This is a genomic window from Pseudomonas paraversuta (assembly GCF_904067025.1).
Classification (GTDB): domain Bacteria; phylum Pseudomonadota; class Gammaproteobacteria; order Pseudomonadales; family Pseudomonadaceae; genus Aquipseudomonas; species Aquipseudomonas paraversuta.
Genome location: NZ_CAJFDA010000001.1, coordinates 2,769,429 through 2,785,478 on the forward strand (window position 1 = coordinate 2,769,429; position 16,050 = coordinate 2,785,478).

The 16,050-nt window shown below is 58.9% G+C and carries 15 protein-coding genes; 5 read left to right on the forward strand and 10 right to left on the reverse strand.

Features of this window, described 5'->3' with window-relative positions; genetic code table 11:
- The first annotated feature begins 114 nt into the window (after nt 1-114).
- On the forward strand, nt 115-2,517 hold the full coding sequence (locus JQ848_RS12650; RefSeq protein ID WP_202210786.1) for a TonB-dependent siderophore receptor: 2,403 nt from the start codon (nt 115-117) through the stop codon (nt 2,515-2,517).
- 76 nt (nt 2,518-2,593) lie between these two features.
- Here JQ848_RS12650 and JQ848_RS12655 read toward each other — a convergent pair whose 3' ends face one another.
- Nucleotides 2,594-2,857 (reverse strand): hypothetical protein, encoded by a 264-nt coding sequence (locus JQ848_RS12655; RefSeq protein WP_202210787.1) that lies wholly within the window; start codon nt 2,855-2,857, stop codon nt 2,594-2,596.
- A gap of 338 nt (nt 2,858-3,195) precedes the next feature.
- On the opposite strand from JQ848_RS12655, the gene JQ848_RS12660 reads away from it, so the two are divergent.
- The 3 genes from JQ848_RS12660 to JQ848_RS12670 all read left to right on the forward strand — a co-directional run bounded on the left by JQ848_RS12660 (nt 3,196) and on the right by JQ848_RS12670 (nt 5,449).
- Entirely contained in the window at nt 3,196-3,666 is a 471-nt protein-coding gene (locus JQ848_RS12660; RefSeq protein ID WP_010657175.1) for an arsenate reductase ArsC, read from the forward strand.
- 9 nt (nt 3,667-3,675) lie between these two features.
- Entirely contained in the window at nt 3,676-4,374 is a 699-nt protein-coding gene (gene arsH, locus JQ848_RS12665; protein WP_202210788.1) for an arsenical resistance protein ArsH, read from the forward strand.
- A 136-nt stretch (nt 4,375-4,510) separates the two neighbouring features.
- Nucleotides 4,511-5,449 carry a SphA family protein gene (locus tag JQ848_RS12670; RefSeq protein ID WP_202210789.1) on the forward strand — a complete coding sequence of 313 codons (939 nt, stop codon included), beginning with the start codon at nt 4,511-4,513 and terminating at the stop codon, nt 5,447-5,449.
- Between the two features lie 93 nt (nt 5,450-5,542).
- On the opposite strand, the gene ycaC is transcribed toward JQ848_RS12670, so the two are convergent.
- Both ycaC and JQ848_RS12680 read right to left on the reverse strand, forming a co-directional pair.
- Nucleotides 5,543-6,169 carry an isochorismate family cysteine hydrolase YcaC gene (gene ycaC, locus JQ848_RS12675; RefSeq protein ID WP_003445884.1) on the reverse strand — a complete coding sequence of 209 codons (627 nt, stop codon included), beginning with the start codon at nt 6,167-6,169 and terminating at the stop codon, nt 5,543-5,545.
- A 406-nt stretch (nt 6,170-6,575) separates the two neighbouring features.
- Nucleotides 6,576-7,229, reverse strand: coding sequence for a hypothetical protein (locus tag JQ848_RS12680; protein ID WP_202210790.1), 654 nt, complete (start codon nt 7,227-7,229; stop codon nt 6,576-6,578).
- Between the two features lie 183 nt (nt 7,230-7,412).
- Here JQ848_RS12680 and JQ848_RS12685 point away from each other — a divergent pair, with 183 nt between their 5' ends.
- Entirely contained in the window at nt 7,413-7,586 is a 174-nt protein-coding gene (locus JQ848_RS12685) for a hypothetical protein (protein ID WP_202210791.1), read from the forward strand.
- A gap of 1,126 nt (nt 7,587-8,712) precedes the next feature.
- Here the strand turns inward: JQ848_RS12685 and ggt are convergent.
- The 7 genes from ggt to JQ848_RS12720 all read right to left on the reverse strand — a co-directional run bounded on the left by ggt (nt 8,713) and on the right by JQ848_RS12720 (nt 16,019).
- Nucleotides 8,713-10,527 (reverse strand): gamma-glutamyltransferase, encoded by a 1,815-nt coding sequence (gene ggt / locus JQ848_RS12690; protein WP_202210792.1) that lies wholly within the window; start codon nt 10,525-10,527, stop codon nt 8,713-8,715.
- Between the two features lie 161 nt (nt 10,528-10,688).
- Nucleotides 10,689-11,354, reverse strand: a complete 666-nt coding sequence (locus tag JQ848_RS12695) for a methionine ABC transporter permease (RefSeq protein ID WP_003445889.1) — start codon at nt 11,352-11,354, stop codon at nt 10,689-10,691.
- A complete protein-coding gene (locus JQ848_RS12700) occupies nt 11,351-12,097 on the reverse strand; it encodes a methionine ABC transporter ATP-binding protein (protein ID WP_003445891.1) in 747 nt (248 codons plus the stop codon). Before JQ848_RS12700 ends, JQ848_RS12695 begins: the two co-directional genes overlap by 4 nt.
- Nucleotides 12,094-12,909: a MetQ/NlpA family ABC transporter substrate-binding protein gene (locus JQ848_RS12705; RefSeq protein WP_202210793.1), complete on the reverse strand. Its 816-nt coding sequence runs from the start codon at nt 12,907-12,909 to the stop codon at nt 12,094-12,096. The genes JQ848_RS12700 and JQ848_RS12705 overlap by 4 nt, the downstream gene beginning before the upstream one ends.
- Before the next feature lie 14 nt (nt 12,910-12,923).
- Complete coding sequence (locus tag JQ848_RS12710) at nt 12,924-13,961, reverse strand: isopenicillin N synthase family dioxygenase (RefSeq protein WP_003445896.1); 1,038 nt, start codon at nt 13,959-13,961, stop codon at nt 12,924-12,926.
- A gap of 229 nt (nt 13,962-14,190) precedes the next feature.
- Nucleotides 14,191-15,564 carry a tripartite tricarboxylate transporter permease gene (locus tag JQ848_RS12715; protein ID WP_202210794.1) on the reverse strand — a complete coding sequence of 458 codons (1,374 nt, stop codon included), beginning with the start codon at nt 15,562-15,564 and terminating at the stop codon, nt 14,191-14,193.
- On the reverse strand, nt 15,561-16,019 hold the full coding sequence (locus JQ848_RS12720; RefSeq protein ID WP_003445900.1) for a hypothetical protein: 459 nt from the start codon (nt 16,017-16,019) through the stop codon (nt 15,561-15,563). Before JQ848_RS12720 ends, JQ848_RS12715 begins: the two co-directional genes overlap by 4 nt.
- Nucleotides 16,020-16,050: the final 31 nt, after the last annotated feature.

A 16,050-nucleotide genomic window follows, 5' to 3' on the forward strand; every position in this document is an offset into this window, starting at 1 on the left:
AGTTTTTTGCGAATTATTCCCATCCCGGGTTGCCGATTCCTATTTTCGTTCGGCCATGTACAGAAAGCAGCGTTTACGACTGCTTGCCTGCCCTGCCAACGGAAGGAAACCTGTATGTCACGATTCACCCTCAACGCCGCCCGGCCGCTTGCGCATGCCGTTCACCTGGCTGTGGCGCTTGGTGTATTTTCGGCCTTGAGCCTGGCGCCAACCCATGCGCTGGCGCAAAACCAGACCCACACTTACCAAATCAATGCGGGCTCGCTCGGCGCGGCGTTGAGCCTGTTCGCGACAGCGGCCAATGTCACGCTGTCGTTCAACGCCGAGCAGACCCACGGCATGACCACACCGGGATTGAGCGGCACTTATAGCACCGACGAAGGCCTGGCACGCTTGCTCGCGGGCAGTGGCTTGCAGGCTCAACGCCAGGCTAATGGTGCTTATGTGCTGGTGCCCGTGCCCAAGAGTGATGAGCTGCAATTGGGCGCTACAACCATCTCCGGCCAGGCCCTGGGCTCAATCAGCGAAAACACCGGTTCCTACACTACCAGCTCCATGAGTACCGCGACCAAACTGGCGGCCTCCATGCGCGAGACGCCGCAATCGGTCACGGTAATCACTCGCCAACGCATGGATGACCAGAACATGCAGTCTCTGGAGGACATTTCGACATACACCCCAGGCCTGACCATGCGCAAAACCGGTGGTGAGCGCCCTGAGTTCTATTCCCGCGGTTCTGCCATCGACAACATTATGATCGACGGACTGCCAGTCGCGTATGACAGCGACACCCTTGGCACCTCGACCCTGGCGATGTTCGACCGGGTTGAAGTTGTGCGCGGTGCGTCGGGCCTGATGCTCGGTGCCGGCAACCCGTCCGGCACCCTTAACCTGATCCGCAAACGGCCCACTGTCGAGCCGCAAGTTTCTGTCACCCTGGGTGCCGGTTCATGGGACAACTATCGCACCGAAATCGATGCCAGCAGTGCCCTCAATTCCAGCGGTTCGATCAGGGGCCGCGTAGTCGGTGCCTTCCAGGACAAAGACAGCTTTACCGATGGCTACAACAGCAAGCGCCAGTTGTTGTACGGCATCACCGAGTTTGACCTGAGTGAAGCCACTACCCTGACCCTCGGAGCGTATTACAACCGTGAGGACAACCCGGGGGCCGACTGGTCAGGCATTCCGACCCGTGCCGATGGCACGTTCCTGCCAATATCCCGTTCGACGCGCATGAGCCCGAACTGGACCTACTGGAACAAGAAAAACACCAGCGCATTTGCCGAAATTGAGCACCGCTTCGACAACGACTGGAAACTGCGCCTCAATACCACGTGGCTGCGAGGCGACCTGGACATGCTGGGCACCAGTTTCTATCGACTGGATCCCAGTGCAGATCAGTTGAACCTGAACGTGGGCCGCTACACCTACCAGCACACGCAAAAAAGCGTCGACGGCTACGTTTCCGGCCCCTTCACCCTGCTTGGTGCGACCCACGAATTGGTGCTCGGTGGCAGTTATCGAAATGATAAAACCGACGATGGCCCCGGCGGTGGTTTCCTCAACGACCCGAATATCGTGCTCGATCCATCAAACTTCGACTATCACGGCGTAGAGAAACCGGCTATCAACTACAACTGGTCACGCAAGGGCAAGGTCGATCAATACAGCACTTACGCCACCGTACGCTTCCATCTGCGCGACGACCTAAAACTGATCCTCGGTTCACGCCTGGACTGGTACGAATACGAACAGAACACTATTTCCGGCGATTACACATTCGGCGCCGACTACAAGGCGACGCGGGAATACACCCCCTACGCCGGCTTGATCTACGACATCAACGATACCTACTCGGTGTACACCAGCTGGACCAGAATCTTCCAGCCGCAAGCGAACGTGGACTTCCAGGGCAGCCTGCTGCCGCCGGTCACCGGCACCAACCGCGAAATCGGGATCAAGGGCGAGTACTTTGACGGTGCGTTGAACGCCAGCCTGGCCTACTTCCAACTGAACCAGGAGAACCTCGCCCAAGGGCTTGATGCCTGTGCCGAGGGTGTTGCTTCCTGCTCCGTGGCCTCCGGCGAAGTGGAAACCAAAGGCGTTGACCTTGAGCTGCAAGGCATGCTTGCCCTTGGCTGGCAGGCCTCGGCGGGCTACACCTATGCCGGCGCCAAGAACGTCAAGGGCGGCAGCGGTCGCTTCGACAGCGACACGCCATACAACCTGCTCAAGCTGTCCACCACCTATCAATTGCCGGGCGATCTCGAAAAATGGTCGATCGGCGGTTCATTCCGCAGCCAGAGCAGCACATACACAACCTACGGCGTATCTCAGGGCGGCTACAGCATCGTCGACCTGATGACCGGCTACAACGTGAACAAAAAACTCAAGGTGCAAGCCAACCTGAACAACGTGTTCGACAAGCATTACTACCAGAGCATCAGTAACCCGGCGGGCGCAAACATCTTCGGCGACCCGCGTAACGTGGCCGTGACCATGAAGTGGAGCATGTAAGCTACGCACTTCTGAGAATGACAACATCCTGCTTGGGCAGGTGTTGTCATCCGGACGCTGAACCGCCCCGTATTCTCTAGACACCTTGCAAGCTCATTGCGTAACGTGCTTGGTTACGGGCTGCCAGCCACTGCTCAAGGGCAAAGCGCTTGCCCTGCTCGCCCGGCACTAACGCGGCGTTGGCCAGATTTGTGCGCTCTGTTTGGAGGGCGGCGTCCTTGGCGGCCAGTCGCCGTTCATAAGCGTTGGCCTGCCATGCCCATGCGGCCCACGCGCTGCCAGCCATCAGGGCCAGGATGATCAACTGCACCCCGCCCCACTTCGCCGCATCGATCTTCACGCCAACACGTTGTGCGCCCGGGCGTACAGCGCCTGCCGATAGGCCGCGCCATCCTGGCCAACGTTGATGCGTTAATACCTGCTCAACAGCAGCCATTCCTGAAGGTGTGGGTTCGACCAAAATGGACGCTCAAGCGCTGGAGATGCGCAGGCGCATACATTCATGTATTGCCATCATATATGGAAATGCATATATTCGTTTATCCATATGTTTCGAGCTTTGAAGTAATGACTTCAAGGGCGGTGCTCTGCTGACCTTCCCGGTTTAGTTGATCAGCCTTTGTGCCCTGGCTCGGCGCCTCAGCCTCTGACGTCCGCCTGAAGCGGAAGGATAAACCCATGCGAATCCTGTTCATGTGCACGGCCAACAGTTGCCGCAGCATCCTTTCAGAAGCCCTGTTCAATCACCTGGCACCGCAGGGTTTCGAGGCAGTGAGCTCCGGGAGTTTGCCCAAGGGCCAAGTGCTGCCACGCAGCCTGTCTACCTTGCAGCAGGCCGGCATCTCGATCGACGGTTTGTACAGCAAAGGCAACGACGCCTTCGAAGGCCACCCGCCGGATATCGTGATCAGCGTCTGCGACAAAGCCGCAGGCGAAAGCTGCCCGGTGTATTTCGGCCCGGCACTGAAGTCCCATTGGGGTCTGGAGGATCCGTCCGAAGTGACGGGTGATGAATTTGCGATTGATGCTGCCTTCCGCGCCACGCTGGCGCATATCGAACGACGCTGCAAAGCCTTTCTCGAACTGCCCCTCAACCGCCTCAGCCGCGACGAGCTCAAAACCGAGCTCGATCGGATCGGCGTGCTTTAAGGAAAATGTATGTCTGAACATCTACCCAATCTGGACCTGACTCTGTTCGACGGCTCTCGGGCTTCTACGCCGGCATCGCACAAACCACGCATCTTGTTGCTCTACGGGTCGACCCGCGAACGCTCCTTCAGCCGCTTGCTCGTGGAGGAAGCCGCGCGCTTGCTTGAGCACTTTGGCGCTGAAACACGCATCTTCAACCCATCGGGGTTGCCGTTGCCTGATGACGCCCCGGTGGATCATCCCAAGGTGCAGGAATTGCGTGATCTGGTGTTGTGGTCGGAAGGCCAGGTTTGGTGTTCTCCGGAACGCCACGGCGCGATGTCGGCGGTGTTCAAGGCGCAGATCGACTGGGTTCCGCTGGAGCTCGGCGCAGTTCGCCCCACCCAGGGCAAAACCCTGGCGGTGATGCAAGTATGTGGAGGTTCGCAGTCGTTCAACGTGGTCAATCAACTGCGCGTATTGGGGCGCTGGATGCGTATGTTCACTATCCCCAATCAGTCCTCGGTACCTAAGGCCTACATGGAGTTCGACGAAGAGGGGCGGATGAAACCTTCGCCTTTTTATGACCGCGTTGTCGACGTGATGGAAGAGCTGGTGAAATTTACCGTGCTGCTTCGCGACCGACAGGAGTTTCTGGTGGATCGCTATTCAGAGCGTAAGGAATCGGCCGAACAGTTGATGGCCAGGGTCAACCAGCGCTCAATCTAAGAGGTCGGCCAGTTGCGGCCCTTCACGCAAGCCAGCGGCGAAAAACGCAAATTGGCCTACGCTACTTCTCAGTGCGTTTCTGACTCGATTGCTCTACTCGTAAGAATCATCATCGTTCGCCTTAAAGAGCCCCCTGATGACAACAAACAGACTGATTGGCTTTATTGCCCTACTTACTGCTTGCACCGCCCACGCTGATGACGGTGGCATCAGTTTCTGGCTACCGGGCCAATTCGGCACACTTGCGGCGGCGCCCACTGCCCCGGGCTGGAGCCTGCCACTGGTCTATTACCACGTTAACTCCAGCGATGGCGGCAGCAAGCCATTTCCAAGGGGCGGCCGAACCACACTTGGGCTGGATGCGAAAGCTGATTTGTTATTTGCCAGTCCCACCTACACATTCGCCGAGCCGTTGCTCGGGGCTCAGGCGGCGATCTCGATGGTAGCCGCCGTTGGAAGGTCCGAAGCCAGCGTTGATGCAACATTGAGCGGCCCCCGTGGCAAAAGTTTTTCCGGTGGCACGGACGACAGTTTAAAGGGTGCAAGCGACGTTTACTTGTTGGGTACCCTGAAGTGGAACCACGGCGTGCACAATCTCATGGCGTACAGCATGGGTAACCTGCCGGTCGGTGCCTATGACCCTGACCGCCTGGTGAACATCGGGCTCGGCCATGCCGCGCTGGACGCCGGCGGTGGTTACACCTACTTCGACAAAACCAACGAGTTTTCCGTTGTGGCGGGCATGACCTACAACTGGAAGAACCCGGACACCCATTATAAAAATGGCATCGACGCCCACCTGGATTGGAGTGCTTCGCACTTCATCACAAGCCAGACTCAGTTGGGCGTGGTTGGCTACTTCTTCAATCAGATCACAGGGGATAGCGGCAGCGGTGCCACCCTGGGCGACTTCAAATCAAAAGTCAGCGCCGTAGGGCCTCAGGCCGGGCATTTCTTCAAGGTTGGCAAAGACCTCTGGTACGTCAACCTCAAAGGCTACTACGAGTTTGATGCAAAGAACCGTCCGGAGGGCTGGAACACCTGGTTATCTTTGGCCATACCTTTGCCTGGTTAATCGTGTTGCGTAACTGTCTGCTTCGGGGCGGTTGGCTTGGCGATTCTGAGTAACTGGCGTCAGTGGGCCCATTGGAACCCACTGACGATTGATTTACTTGGCTGTGGTGAGCTTGGTATAGCTAGTGATCAGGTTTCTGTAGTCAGGAATGTGGTTTGAAAACAACGCCCCCAGTCCTTCCACATCATTGCGCCAGTCTCGGTGTAGTTCACAAGCCAGACCGAACCAGGTCATCAATTGGGCACCAGAGCTGGACATACGATCCCATGCCGAGTGCCGGGTGATTTCGTTGAATGTTCCGGAAGCATCTGTGACCACAAACACGTCAAAGCCTGCCTCCAGCGCAGAAAGTGCCGGGAACGCGACGCACACTTCGGTAACAACCCCAGCAATAATCAGCTGTTTTTTACCTGTAGCCTTGATTGCTTTTACAAAGTCTTCGTTATCCCAGGCATTTATCTGCCCTGGACGGGCGATGTAAGGCGCATCAGGGAAAATTGCCTTTAACTCAGGGACTAACGGGCCATTGGGTCCGTCTTCGAAACTGGTTGTCAGAATCGTAGGAAGGTTGAAGTACTTGGCAAGATCGGCCAATGCCAATACGTTGTTTTTGAACTTGTCGGGGTCAATATCACGCACCAGAGACAGCAGGCCTGTTTGATGATCGACTAACAATACGGCAGCTTGATCTTTGTCCAGACGTTTGTATTTGACAGACATTCGATTTCTCCTAGACCACTGTGAAAGCCAAGGCAGCCTCCACGGTAAAGTTAGTTTCCTGTGAGTACGTTAGTGTCTTGCGTACCCTTGGAGTCCAGCTCTTCGTGATGCCTGACCACCTCCCGAGCTCCGATGTAGCGCTCGGGCGGCAGCTGATAATGAGTTATCGCGCGTGTGAACCTTAGCCTACTCGCCAGCATCTGAACGATTGCAACCCATCGTGACTGGCTGCAGTCGGCCCGAAGCCTGCGTGCATGGGTTACAGCTCAAAACCTGGGCTATCTTTCTGCGACTCGCCTACAAAAGGTGATCCGGCAAGCAAGCATGCCTAATGAGTCAGTCGCCCCATCGCCTGAATCTTTTCGCACTGATATTGCCCGGTGCATGGGCAACCACAACTCTGCGGCTACTGCGCTGAACATGATGTGCTGCTGATGGGTGCCTGGAACAACAAACCGGATCGCGGGAGCAGTGCGATCATTTGATCAAAGGCCGCCACCGCATATCTTCCATCAAGGCTTTTCACGGTGGGCATTTGTGCAGGAAACCCGAATCGCACTCTGCCGGGGAGCACTTCATCCATAGCTGAGTACCAGCCAAGCAGAGCTTGCTGGAGGCGCAGGTGCAGCTCGAACTTGCTCCGGCGGCGGGAGGCGTCGGATCTGGCTCGCTCGCGTGCGAGCCAAGGATCTATGTGGCCGACAATGTAACAGTCAGCAAAGCCGATACGTCCTTGGGCGATCGTTTCTCTTGTGGCCTCCAGCTCTATTCGCCAGTCGTGTTCGCTCGCCTCGCCGATCTGCCAAAGAGTCCAAATGTAGTGGAGCTTGAGGGGGTCACTGTCACACACCGCCCATGAAGAAGCGGCCTCCATGGCCAGCGCCGTTTGCCAGCGATCCACGTTTCGCTCTGCCCAAAAAGCCGCTGCACCGGCTGGATCTTTTATCCGGTCCGGCTCGTTGTCAAAACGGCCGTTTTCAGGGATGACATGCTGCCCTCCATGCTGGGCGCACCAGGTGGTTTTCCCGCTGGCACTGATACCTTCAACAACCACAATCATCGTTATGCCTACTCCGTTAACTACGCCATCCCTGCATGCAAATAAACCTGTAAAAAACAGTGCAGATCATTGCAATCAAGCTTCAATCAGATATGAAGGTTGCCATAGAACAACCAGCGCCAACGACAGCCTGTCGCTAACTGCCCGATCCCTCACGGGAGGTCGCATCGGAGTGTAATCTGAATGTCGTCCGGCAGATCGCACTCCGATGCAGACCTGGAAGCCTGGCAAATTACCCAATTCCCCCACAGTTCAATGACCCCGGGTTTACGAGGCAGTCGTGGCTTTGTGCGGGTGGCCATGGTGCCGCATGCCGCGACCAACCTGTGGGAGCTGGCTTGCCAGCGATGGCGGTGAGTCAGTCAATACATCCGGCAATGACATTGCGCCATCGCGAGGCAAGCTCGCTCCTACAGTGGGGTGGGTGGGATGCAGATAAACCGGCTCCCACAAATGCCGCTACCAACCTGTGGGAGCTGGCTTGCCAGCGATGGCGGTGGGTCAGTCAATACATCCGGCAATGACATTGCGCCATCGCGAGCAAGCTCGCTCCTACGGTGGGGTGGGTGGGATGCAGATAAACCGGCTCCCACAAATGCCGCTATCACCCTGTGGGAGCTGGCTTGCCAGCGGTGGCGGTGGCGGTGGCGGTGGCGGTGGCGGTGGCGGTGGCGGTGGGTCAGCCAATACACCCGGCAATGACATTGCGCCATCGCGAGCAAGCTCGCTCCTACAAATGCTGCTATCGCCCCTCCTCTGTGGGAGCTGGCTTGCCAGCGATCGGTAGGTCAGTCAATACATCCGGCGCTGACATTGCGCCATCGCGAGGCAAGCTCGCTCCTACATATGCTGCTATCACCCCTCCTCTGTGGGAGCTGGCTTGCCAGCGATGGCAGTGGGTCAGTCAATACATCCGGCGCTGACATTGCGTCATCGCGAGGCAAGCTCGCTCCTACAAATGCTGCTATCGCCCCTCCTCTGTGGGAGCTGACTTGCCAGCGATGGCGGTGGGTCAGTCAATACATCCGGCGCTGACATTACGCCATCGCGAGGCAAGCTCGCTCCTACAAATGCTGCTATCGCCCCTCCTCTGTGGGAGCTGGCTTGCCAGCGATGGCGGTGGGTCAGTCAATACACCCGGCAATGACATTGCGTCATCGCGAGGCAAGCTCGCTCCTACAAATGCTGCTATCACCCCTCCTCTGTGGGAGCTGGCTTGCCAGCGATGGCGGTGGGTCAGTCAATACATCCGGCAATGACATTACGCCATCGCGAGGCAAGCTCGCTCCTACGGTGGGGTGGGTGCGATGCAGATAAACCGGCTCCCACAAATGCCGCTATCACCCTGTGGGAGCTGGCTTGCCAGCGATGGCGGTGGGTCAGTCAATACATCCGGCAATGACACTGCGCCATCGCGAGGCAAGCTCGCTCCTACAGTGGAGTGGGTGGTATGCCGGCGATGGCGGTGTGTCAGTCACCAGCCTCAATCGCCCAATGCTGTACCTTCGCGGCGGGGATCGGCACCGGCGGCCCAGCCGTTCTGATCACGAACGATGATCTGGGTCCCGCTGGTCATTTCGATGGCGGACACCTCATGCCCGCGATCTTTCAACTGCTGCATCAGTGCCGGGCTGACTCGTCCGGCCTCGACCTCGGTGACCACATTGCGACTGCCAAAGTTGGGCAGCCCGATGGCGTCCTGCGGGTTGAGCTTCCAGTCCACAAGCCCCACCACCGCCTTGTTCACGTATTCGATGATCTGCGAACCGCCAGGGGAACCAATGGTGGCAACCAGGGCGCCGGTGTTGCGATCAAACACCAGGGTCGGCGCCATCGAAGAACGTGGTCGCTTGCCCGGTTCGATACGGTTGGCAACCGGTTTGCCGTTTTCATCCGCAACAAAGGAAAAGTCAGTGAGCTGGTTGTTGAGAATGAAGCCGTTGCTCATGACATGTGAACCAAACGCCGATTCAACCGAGGTGGTCATCGAAATGGCGCCCCCCTGATCGTCGACAGCCGCTATTTGCGAAGTCGAAATGCGCAGCGGCGAGCGATCAGGCGCCAGCACGAGATTGATTCCCGGTGGTGTACCGGCTTGCGCACGGCCCATGCTCTTGTCACCGATCAGGGTCGCCCTGGCCTCCAGATAGGCTCTGTCGGTCAGGCCTTTAACGTTCACCGGAACGAAGTCGCTGTCCGCCAGGTACTGCGCACGGTCGGCATAGGCCAGACGCTCGGCCTCTGCCATCAGGTGCACTGCAGTGGCCGTTGGCTGCAGACCAACAGGAGGCATGGCGGCCAGGTCCAGGGCGGCAGATTTGCGTTGCAAGGCATCAAGAATGCCCAGTGTCTGCAACACGGCAACGCCACCGGAAGAAGGCGGCGGCATGCCGCACACACGCCACTGTTTGTAATCACCACATACCGGGTGACGCTCTTTGGCCCGGTAACCACTGATATCGGCTAACGACAACGAACCCGGGTTGGGATGGGCGTTGACCTGATCAACCATCCCTTGTGCAACGGCGCCCTGATAGAACGCATCCACGCCCCGATCGGCAATGGCCTGGAGGGTTAGTGCCAGTTCCGGATTCTTCAGCAACGTGCCCACCGGCAAGGGCTGACCCTGGGCCGTGAGCAGGTATTTGGCCAGTGCCGGCGACCGGGCGATGAACTTGTCAGAGGCGATTTGCGCGTGCAAACGGGGAGACACCGGAAAACCGTCTCTGGCCAGTTGGATCGCAGGCTGGAACAGCTCATTCCAGGGCAATTTGCCATGTTGGGCATGGGCCATTTCCAGCGCCCTCAGCACTCCAGGCACGCCCACCGACAGCCCACCGATCTGGGCGTCGGCAAAGGCCATCGGCTGGCCGGCCGGATTGAGGAACATGCGCCCGTCGGCGCCGGCCGGTGCCGTTTCCCGGCCATCGAAGGCTTGCACTTTGTGTCCGTCCCAATACATGATGAAAGCACCGCCGCCGATGCCGCTGGCCTGGGGTTCAACCAGGGTCAGTACCGCCTGCATGGCAATGGCCGCGTCGATCGCTGACCCGCCTTTGCGCAGCATCTGCTGACCCGCCGCGGTTGCCAGCGGGTTCGCTGCCGCAGCCATATGACGCGCCGCATGCACAGGAACCATATCGTTGCGATAACCAGAGGCAATCTCGGGGGCGGGCGGCAATCCGGAGGTTTTTTCAAGCCCCGGAGTCTCGCTGCGGCACCCCCCGATCAAGAGGGCCAGAGCCGACAAACCAATCACATAAAGATTATTTTTTTTAGCACACAGGGTAATGGTCAAAAGGGCTTCCTTCTTCCTTGCTTGGTAATGCGCGGCCCAACGGCCTGAACGCAAACCCTCAAAAGTCGCGACTTGAGAGGTACGGCTGGACGTGATCCTGCATCACATCGCCAGCCTGGCAAAGAAAAAATTATGGCCTGAGACTGCCTGCCCTCGATCCTTCAGCGCCGATGGGCCAGTGACCGCACCAGCCCGTCACCCAGGCTTTGCACGCTCTGTACCAGAATCACCAGCACCACCACCGTGGCCACCATCACCTGATTATTGAAGCGCTGATAGCCATAACGGATCGCCAGGTCACCCAGGCCGCCACCACCAATGACCCCGGCCATGGATGAAAAGCCGATCAGCATCACCAGGGTCAGGGTAATGCCCGCCAACAAGGCCGGCAGCGCTTCGGGCAATAGCACCTTGAAAATCACATGGCCAATGTGGCCGCCCATCGCCAGGATTGCTTCGATCCGGCCCTTGTCCACTTCATCCAGCGCGTTCTCGACAATCCGGGCAAAAAACGGAAAGGCCCCGATGGTGATCGGCACCACCGCAGCCGTGCTGCCCAGGGTGGTGCCCACCAGCAACCGGGTCAGCGGGATCAGGGCAATCAGCAGCACCACAAAGGGCAGCGAGCGCCCCAGGTTGATCACCGCCCCCAGCACCCGGTTAAGCCGTGGCAAGGGAAACAACCCGTCGCGACGGCTGATGAACAGCAGCACCCCCAGCGGCAGGCCGATCAGCACGGTGAAGAGTGCGGCCAGCAGCACCATGTACAGGGTTTCGCCAGTGGCGGTGAGCAACAGTTGAAGAATGTCATGCCAGTCCGTTTTCATCCTGCCCTCACCACTTGCAGACCCGGAGCCAGTAAACGCCCCAGTTTTGACGATGGGTCAGCCTGCAACTGCACCAGGCTGCCGCTCTCCACTATGCGTCCGGCGGCCAGGGACACTGCGCTGTCGCAAATGGCCTTGACCACCTCCAGTTCGTGGGTGATCAACACGATGGTCACCCCCAATTGCCGGTTGATATTGCGCAGCAATTGCAGAATCGAATCCGTGGTTTCCGGGTCCAGAGCGCTGGTGGCTTCATCCGACAGGATGTAAGCCGGGCGTCCAGCCAGGGCCCGGGCAATACCGACCCGCTGTTTTTGCCCGCCGGACAGCTGCGATGGAAACGCCTGTGCCTTGTCGCTCAGGCCCACCAGATCCAGCAACTCGCGGACCCGGCTGTGGCGCTGCTCTTTACTCACCCGGGCAATCTCCAGGGGCACGGCCACGTTGTCGAAGACATTGCGTGAGTGCAGCAGATTGAAACCCTGAAAAATCATGCCGATGCGCTGACGCTGGCGGCGCAGTTCAGCGTCAGACAGGGCCGTCAGGTCAGCACCATCCAGCAGAATGCGCCCGGAGCTGGGGCGTTCGAGCAGATTGAGACACCGCAGCAACGTCGACTTGCCCGCCCCGCTACGCCCGAGAATCCCGAAAATCGCGCCATCGGCAATGCTCAGCGACACCTGATCCAGCGCCGGCGGCTGCCCGGGCGCGTAGGTTTTGCTCAACTGCTCGACGACAATCATGGCTTGCTGTCCGGGACCGCGACCGCAAGCACCGAGCCCGAGAAAGTGTCGTTGATGTACTTGGCAACCTCCGGGGAAGTCAGGTCTTTGGCCAGTTGTCTGATTCGCGGGTCGTCCTGCAGTTTCGGGACGGTCACCAGAATATTGGCGTAGGGGTTACCCTCGGCTTTCTCCAGCCCCAGCGCATCCTTGGCCGGCACCAGGCCTGCTTCCAGCGCGTAGTTGCCGTTGATCACCGCCAGGTCCACATCATCCAGGGCGCGGGGAATCTGCGGCGATTCGATTTCCAGAATCTTCAGCTGTTTCGGGTTTTCGGCAATGTCCTTGAGCGTCGCCTGATCGGTGGCCGGGTCATTGAAACCGGACTTGAGCTTGATCAGCCCGTTGTCCTGCAACAGGTACAGTGAGCGACTGAGGTTGGTGACGTTGTTAGGCACGGCGACCGTACCTTGTTGCGGTACCTCGGCGAAGGTCTTGTGACGATGGGAATAAATCCCCAGTGGCTCGATATGCACCGTGGCGGCCACCACAAATTTTTGCCCGAGGGCCTGCTCCTGGGTTTTCAGATACGGCAGATGCTGAAAATAGTTGGCATCCACCTCACCATGGGCCAGCAGCTCATTGGAGTTCACCCCATTGGGGATCTCGATCACCTTCAGATTCAACTGCGGATCGATTTTTTGTACATACGCCAGGATTTGCGCATGGGGTACCGGGTCCACTGCCACCCGCAACGGTTCCTGGGCCAGGGCACCGAAGGAAGTCAGCAACGTGCCAAGCACAGCCAGGGTCAAGCCAGTTTTTTTGAACATGGTGCAGTCCTTAATCAAGCGCTCAGCGCGTTGGGAATCAGGGCGTCGGCGTAGTAGCGCCGGGCAACATCAGGGTGCGAGCGCAGGCGGCCCTTGAGATAGTTCCAGCCCACATCACGGAACAACGGGTTATCCGGATCGCTGACCGGTCCCCGCGCCTCACGCAGCAATACCGTGGGCAATGGATACAGCGGCACCACGGCATCCAGTTGCGCGCCGAGGAAGAATGCAATCGACAGCCGCTCACTGCCCACGGGCGGTGACACCACCCGGTGCACCGTGGCACGCAGATAGCCGTTGGTGGCCAGCTCCAGCAGCTCACCGATATTCACCACCAGGGTGTTGTCCAGCGGCAGTGCATCGATCCAGCGCCCCTCTTCAATCTCCACTTGCAGACCGCCCTGGCGGTCCTGCAGCAGAAAGCTGAGGAAGCCCGAATCCTTGTGCGCCCCCACCCCCTGATTGCTTTGCTCTGGCGCCTGTCCCGGATAGCGCATCAACTTGACATGCTCATTGGGCTTATCGCCGTACAGGCGGTCGAAAGCGTCCTGCGGCAGCGACAACGCCTCGGCAAAGGCCCGCAGCAACCGCAGTGACATGCCGGTCATGGCTTGCTGCCAGTCAAGCAGCAACGGTTTCAGTTCGGGCAGCGCCGCCGGCCACTGGTTAGGGCCTTGCAGGCGAGCCCACCAGGGGCTGTTGTCAGCGCTGGGCAGCACTGCTCTTTCGGCGCCCACATCGAACTGCTCACGCAGATCGGGCTGACCCCGGGTGATCTCGGAAGCGGCGCGGTTGTAGCCGCGAAAGTGCGGTGAATTGATCATGCCGACTGCGGTTTTTTCGCTCTCCGGCAAGGCAAAAAATTGCCGGGCGCTGGCCTGTACCTGCTGCAACAACCCGCTGTCGATGCCATGCCCGGTCAGATAGAAAAAACCGACATCACGCGCGGCGTGGCGCAGATCGTCAAGAAACCCCTGACGCTGGAGCGCACTACCGTCCAGCAAAGACAGATCCAGAATCGGCAAGGCGCTAATGTCCCGTGTATACGGCATGGCTTACTCCCCCAAGAATCAACAAAAAGACGTTTAGCGGTTTGTAACCGGCGATGACTTAAAGCTAAACGATCTTAAAAAGAGTCAGCCAATAACTTATTCGCATTACCTTAGGCATAAAAAAAGCCCCGGGCGGGGCTTTTCGAATTTATGATTTTTTGCCCTTCCAACCTGTAGGAGCGAGCTGTTTCAAGACCAGGAGCTCGCGAGCAAGCTCGCTCCTACAGAGTCATAGCAGCGCCGGCACGGTCAGTACGGCGGTGTAGTAGCCCATGAACTGCACACCGATGTTGAAGCCCAGAAAGCGCGAGAGGAACCCGCCCAGCAGCCCCACGGTGACGATCACCAGCAGCCCCAGCAAGCCACCTTCCCAAATGCCGATCACCAGTATCAGCCCCACAAAGGTGGCGATTACCGCCTCGTGGCTGATCTTGCGCGTGACCCAGGAAGCCGCACGGTAGGCGTAGTTCATGGTGAATGGATAGGCGATCAGAATCGCAACGACCACCGCCAGCATGCCGTAGCCGAAAAACTCCCAGGTGCTGAGCAGCGTGTGCAGGTTGTGCACCTCACCGGTGGCCGAGTCCACAGTAAAGCGTGGCGGTGCATTGAACAGCGGTGCTGCCGGGCCCGCCGCCACCGGGCTGAGGGGCAGTCCGAAGGCAATCAGCGGGATCAGCGCTTCGGCGATGTAGGTCGACTCCGTCACCCCGTTGCGCGCAGTGATCACCGTGGTCAGGCGATGGTAGACATGCTTGATTCTGGAACCGACCAGTTCCCCCAGAATCACGGTCATGGCCACCGGGCTGAAGACAAAGGTGGCGCTGGAAATTACCGCGGTGATGGCGGTCCAGCGGCTTTGCTGGCTGTCGAGCACCTTCAACGGATTGGGGAAGTAGCCACCGGCGCTTTTGACATCCGGTGACAGGGAGAAAGTGCGCACTTCGCTGCGACGCATGCTGCGGCGCTCGTCAGGTGCAAGCAAGGCGAACAGGGCCGCGATCAACGGGCCTATGGCAATGCCCAGAAAGTAACTGACGCTGAGCTTGACCCCGAATTGCCCGGTGAGGGCTTGCAAACCGAGGATGATCAGCACAAAGGGAATCAAGGCCAGTACGGCCGCCAGCCGGCCCTTGGAAAACCAGGCAATGGCGATCGCCGCCGCCAGGAAAATCCACGGTGCACTGCGCTTGATGGCATCGCCGAACGGCGCCAGCATCACCGCGAACAACACGGCCATCGGCACCGCGATCAAGGCGGCGATCACCGCCCCCGAGATCATCTTGCGCAAGGCGATATGCGGCACCCCGAGCTTGCGCAACAGGTTGGCTTCGCGCATCAGCGGTGTGGCCAGGGTGTCGCCGGGGATACCCAGCAGTGCAGTGGGCACGGCGTGGGTCATGTGTTTGGCCACGGCGCCGGCGAGAAAAAAGGTCAGCACGCCGGGGGCCGGAACTCCTAGCAACACCACCAGCAGGGTCAGGGGGGCCAGGGTCGTGGTTTCATCGCTGCCGGAGATCAGCCCGATACCGGCAAAAATCACTGCGCCCAAAATGCCCATGCCCAGGGCGATAACAATCTGCTCCAGCAAGGGCGCGATCATGACCGGCTCCCACTGACACTCAGGCCACTGGCCGCATCAGCGACCGGGGCTGCAGCCAGGTCCTTTTCATAGTTGGCGAACAGATCGTAGAGGTCCATTTCTCGAAGCTCGGCCACGGTTTCTGGCGGCAAGTCAGCGAGTCGCCCGAGGTCGCCGAACTCGTTCTGCAATTCCACCAGCACTTGCGCGCGCCATGCCGGGTCAGCCTGATGTTCCACCACATGGCGCTTGGGTTTAAACAGGGTGGCACTGATGGCCCCGCCTGCCAGACAGCCGAGGATGCCCACCAGCATGGCGTAGGCCCGTGCCATCTGCGCCGACTCCACCCACATCAGCAGAAAGTGCTGGGCGACGAAAAATGCGCTGAGGCTGACCACTGCGCCAATGCCAATGGCGTACACCAGGTGACGGGCATCGACCGTGTCGCCCCATACTTCGTAGAGTTCGGGTTTCAAAGAGTTCTCCCACTTTTATTGTTATGGAGAT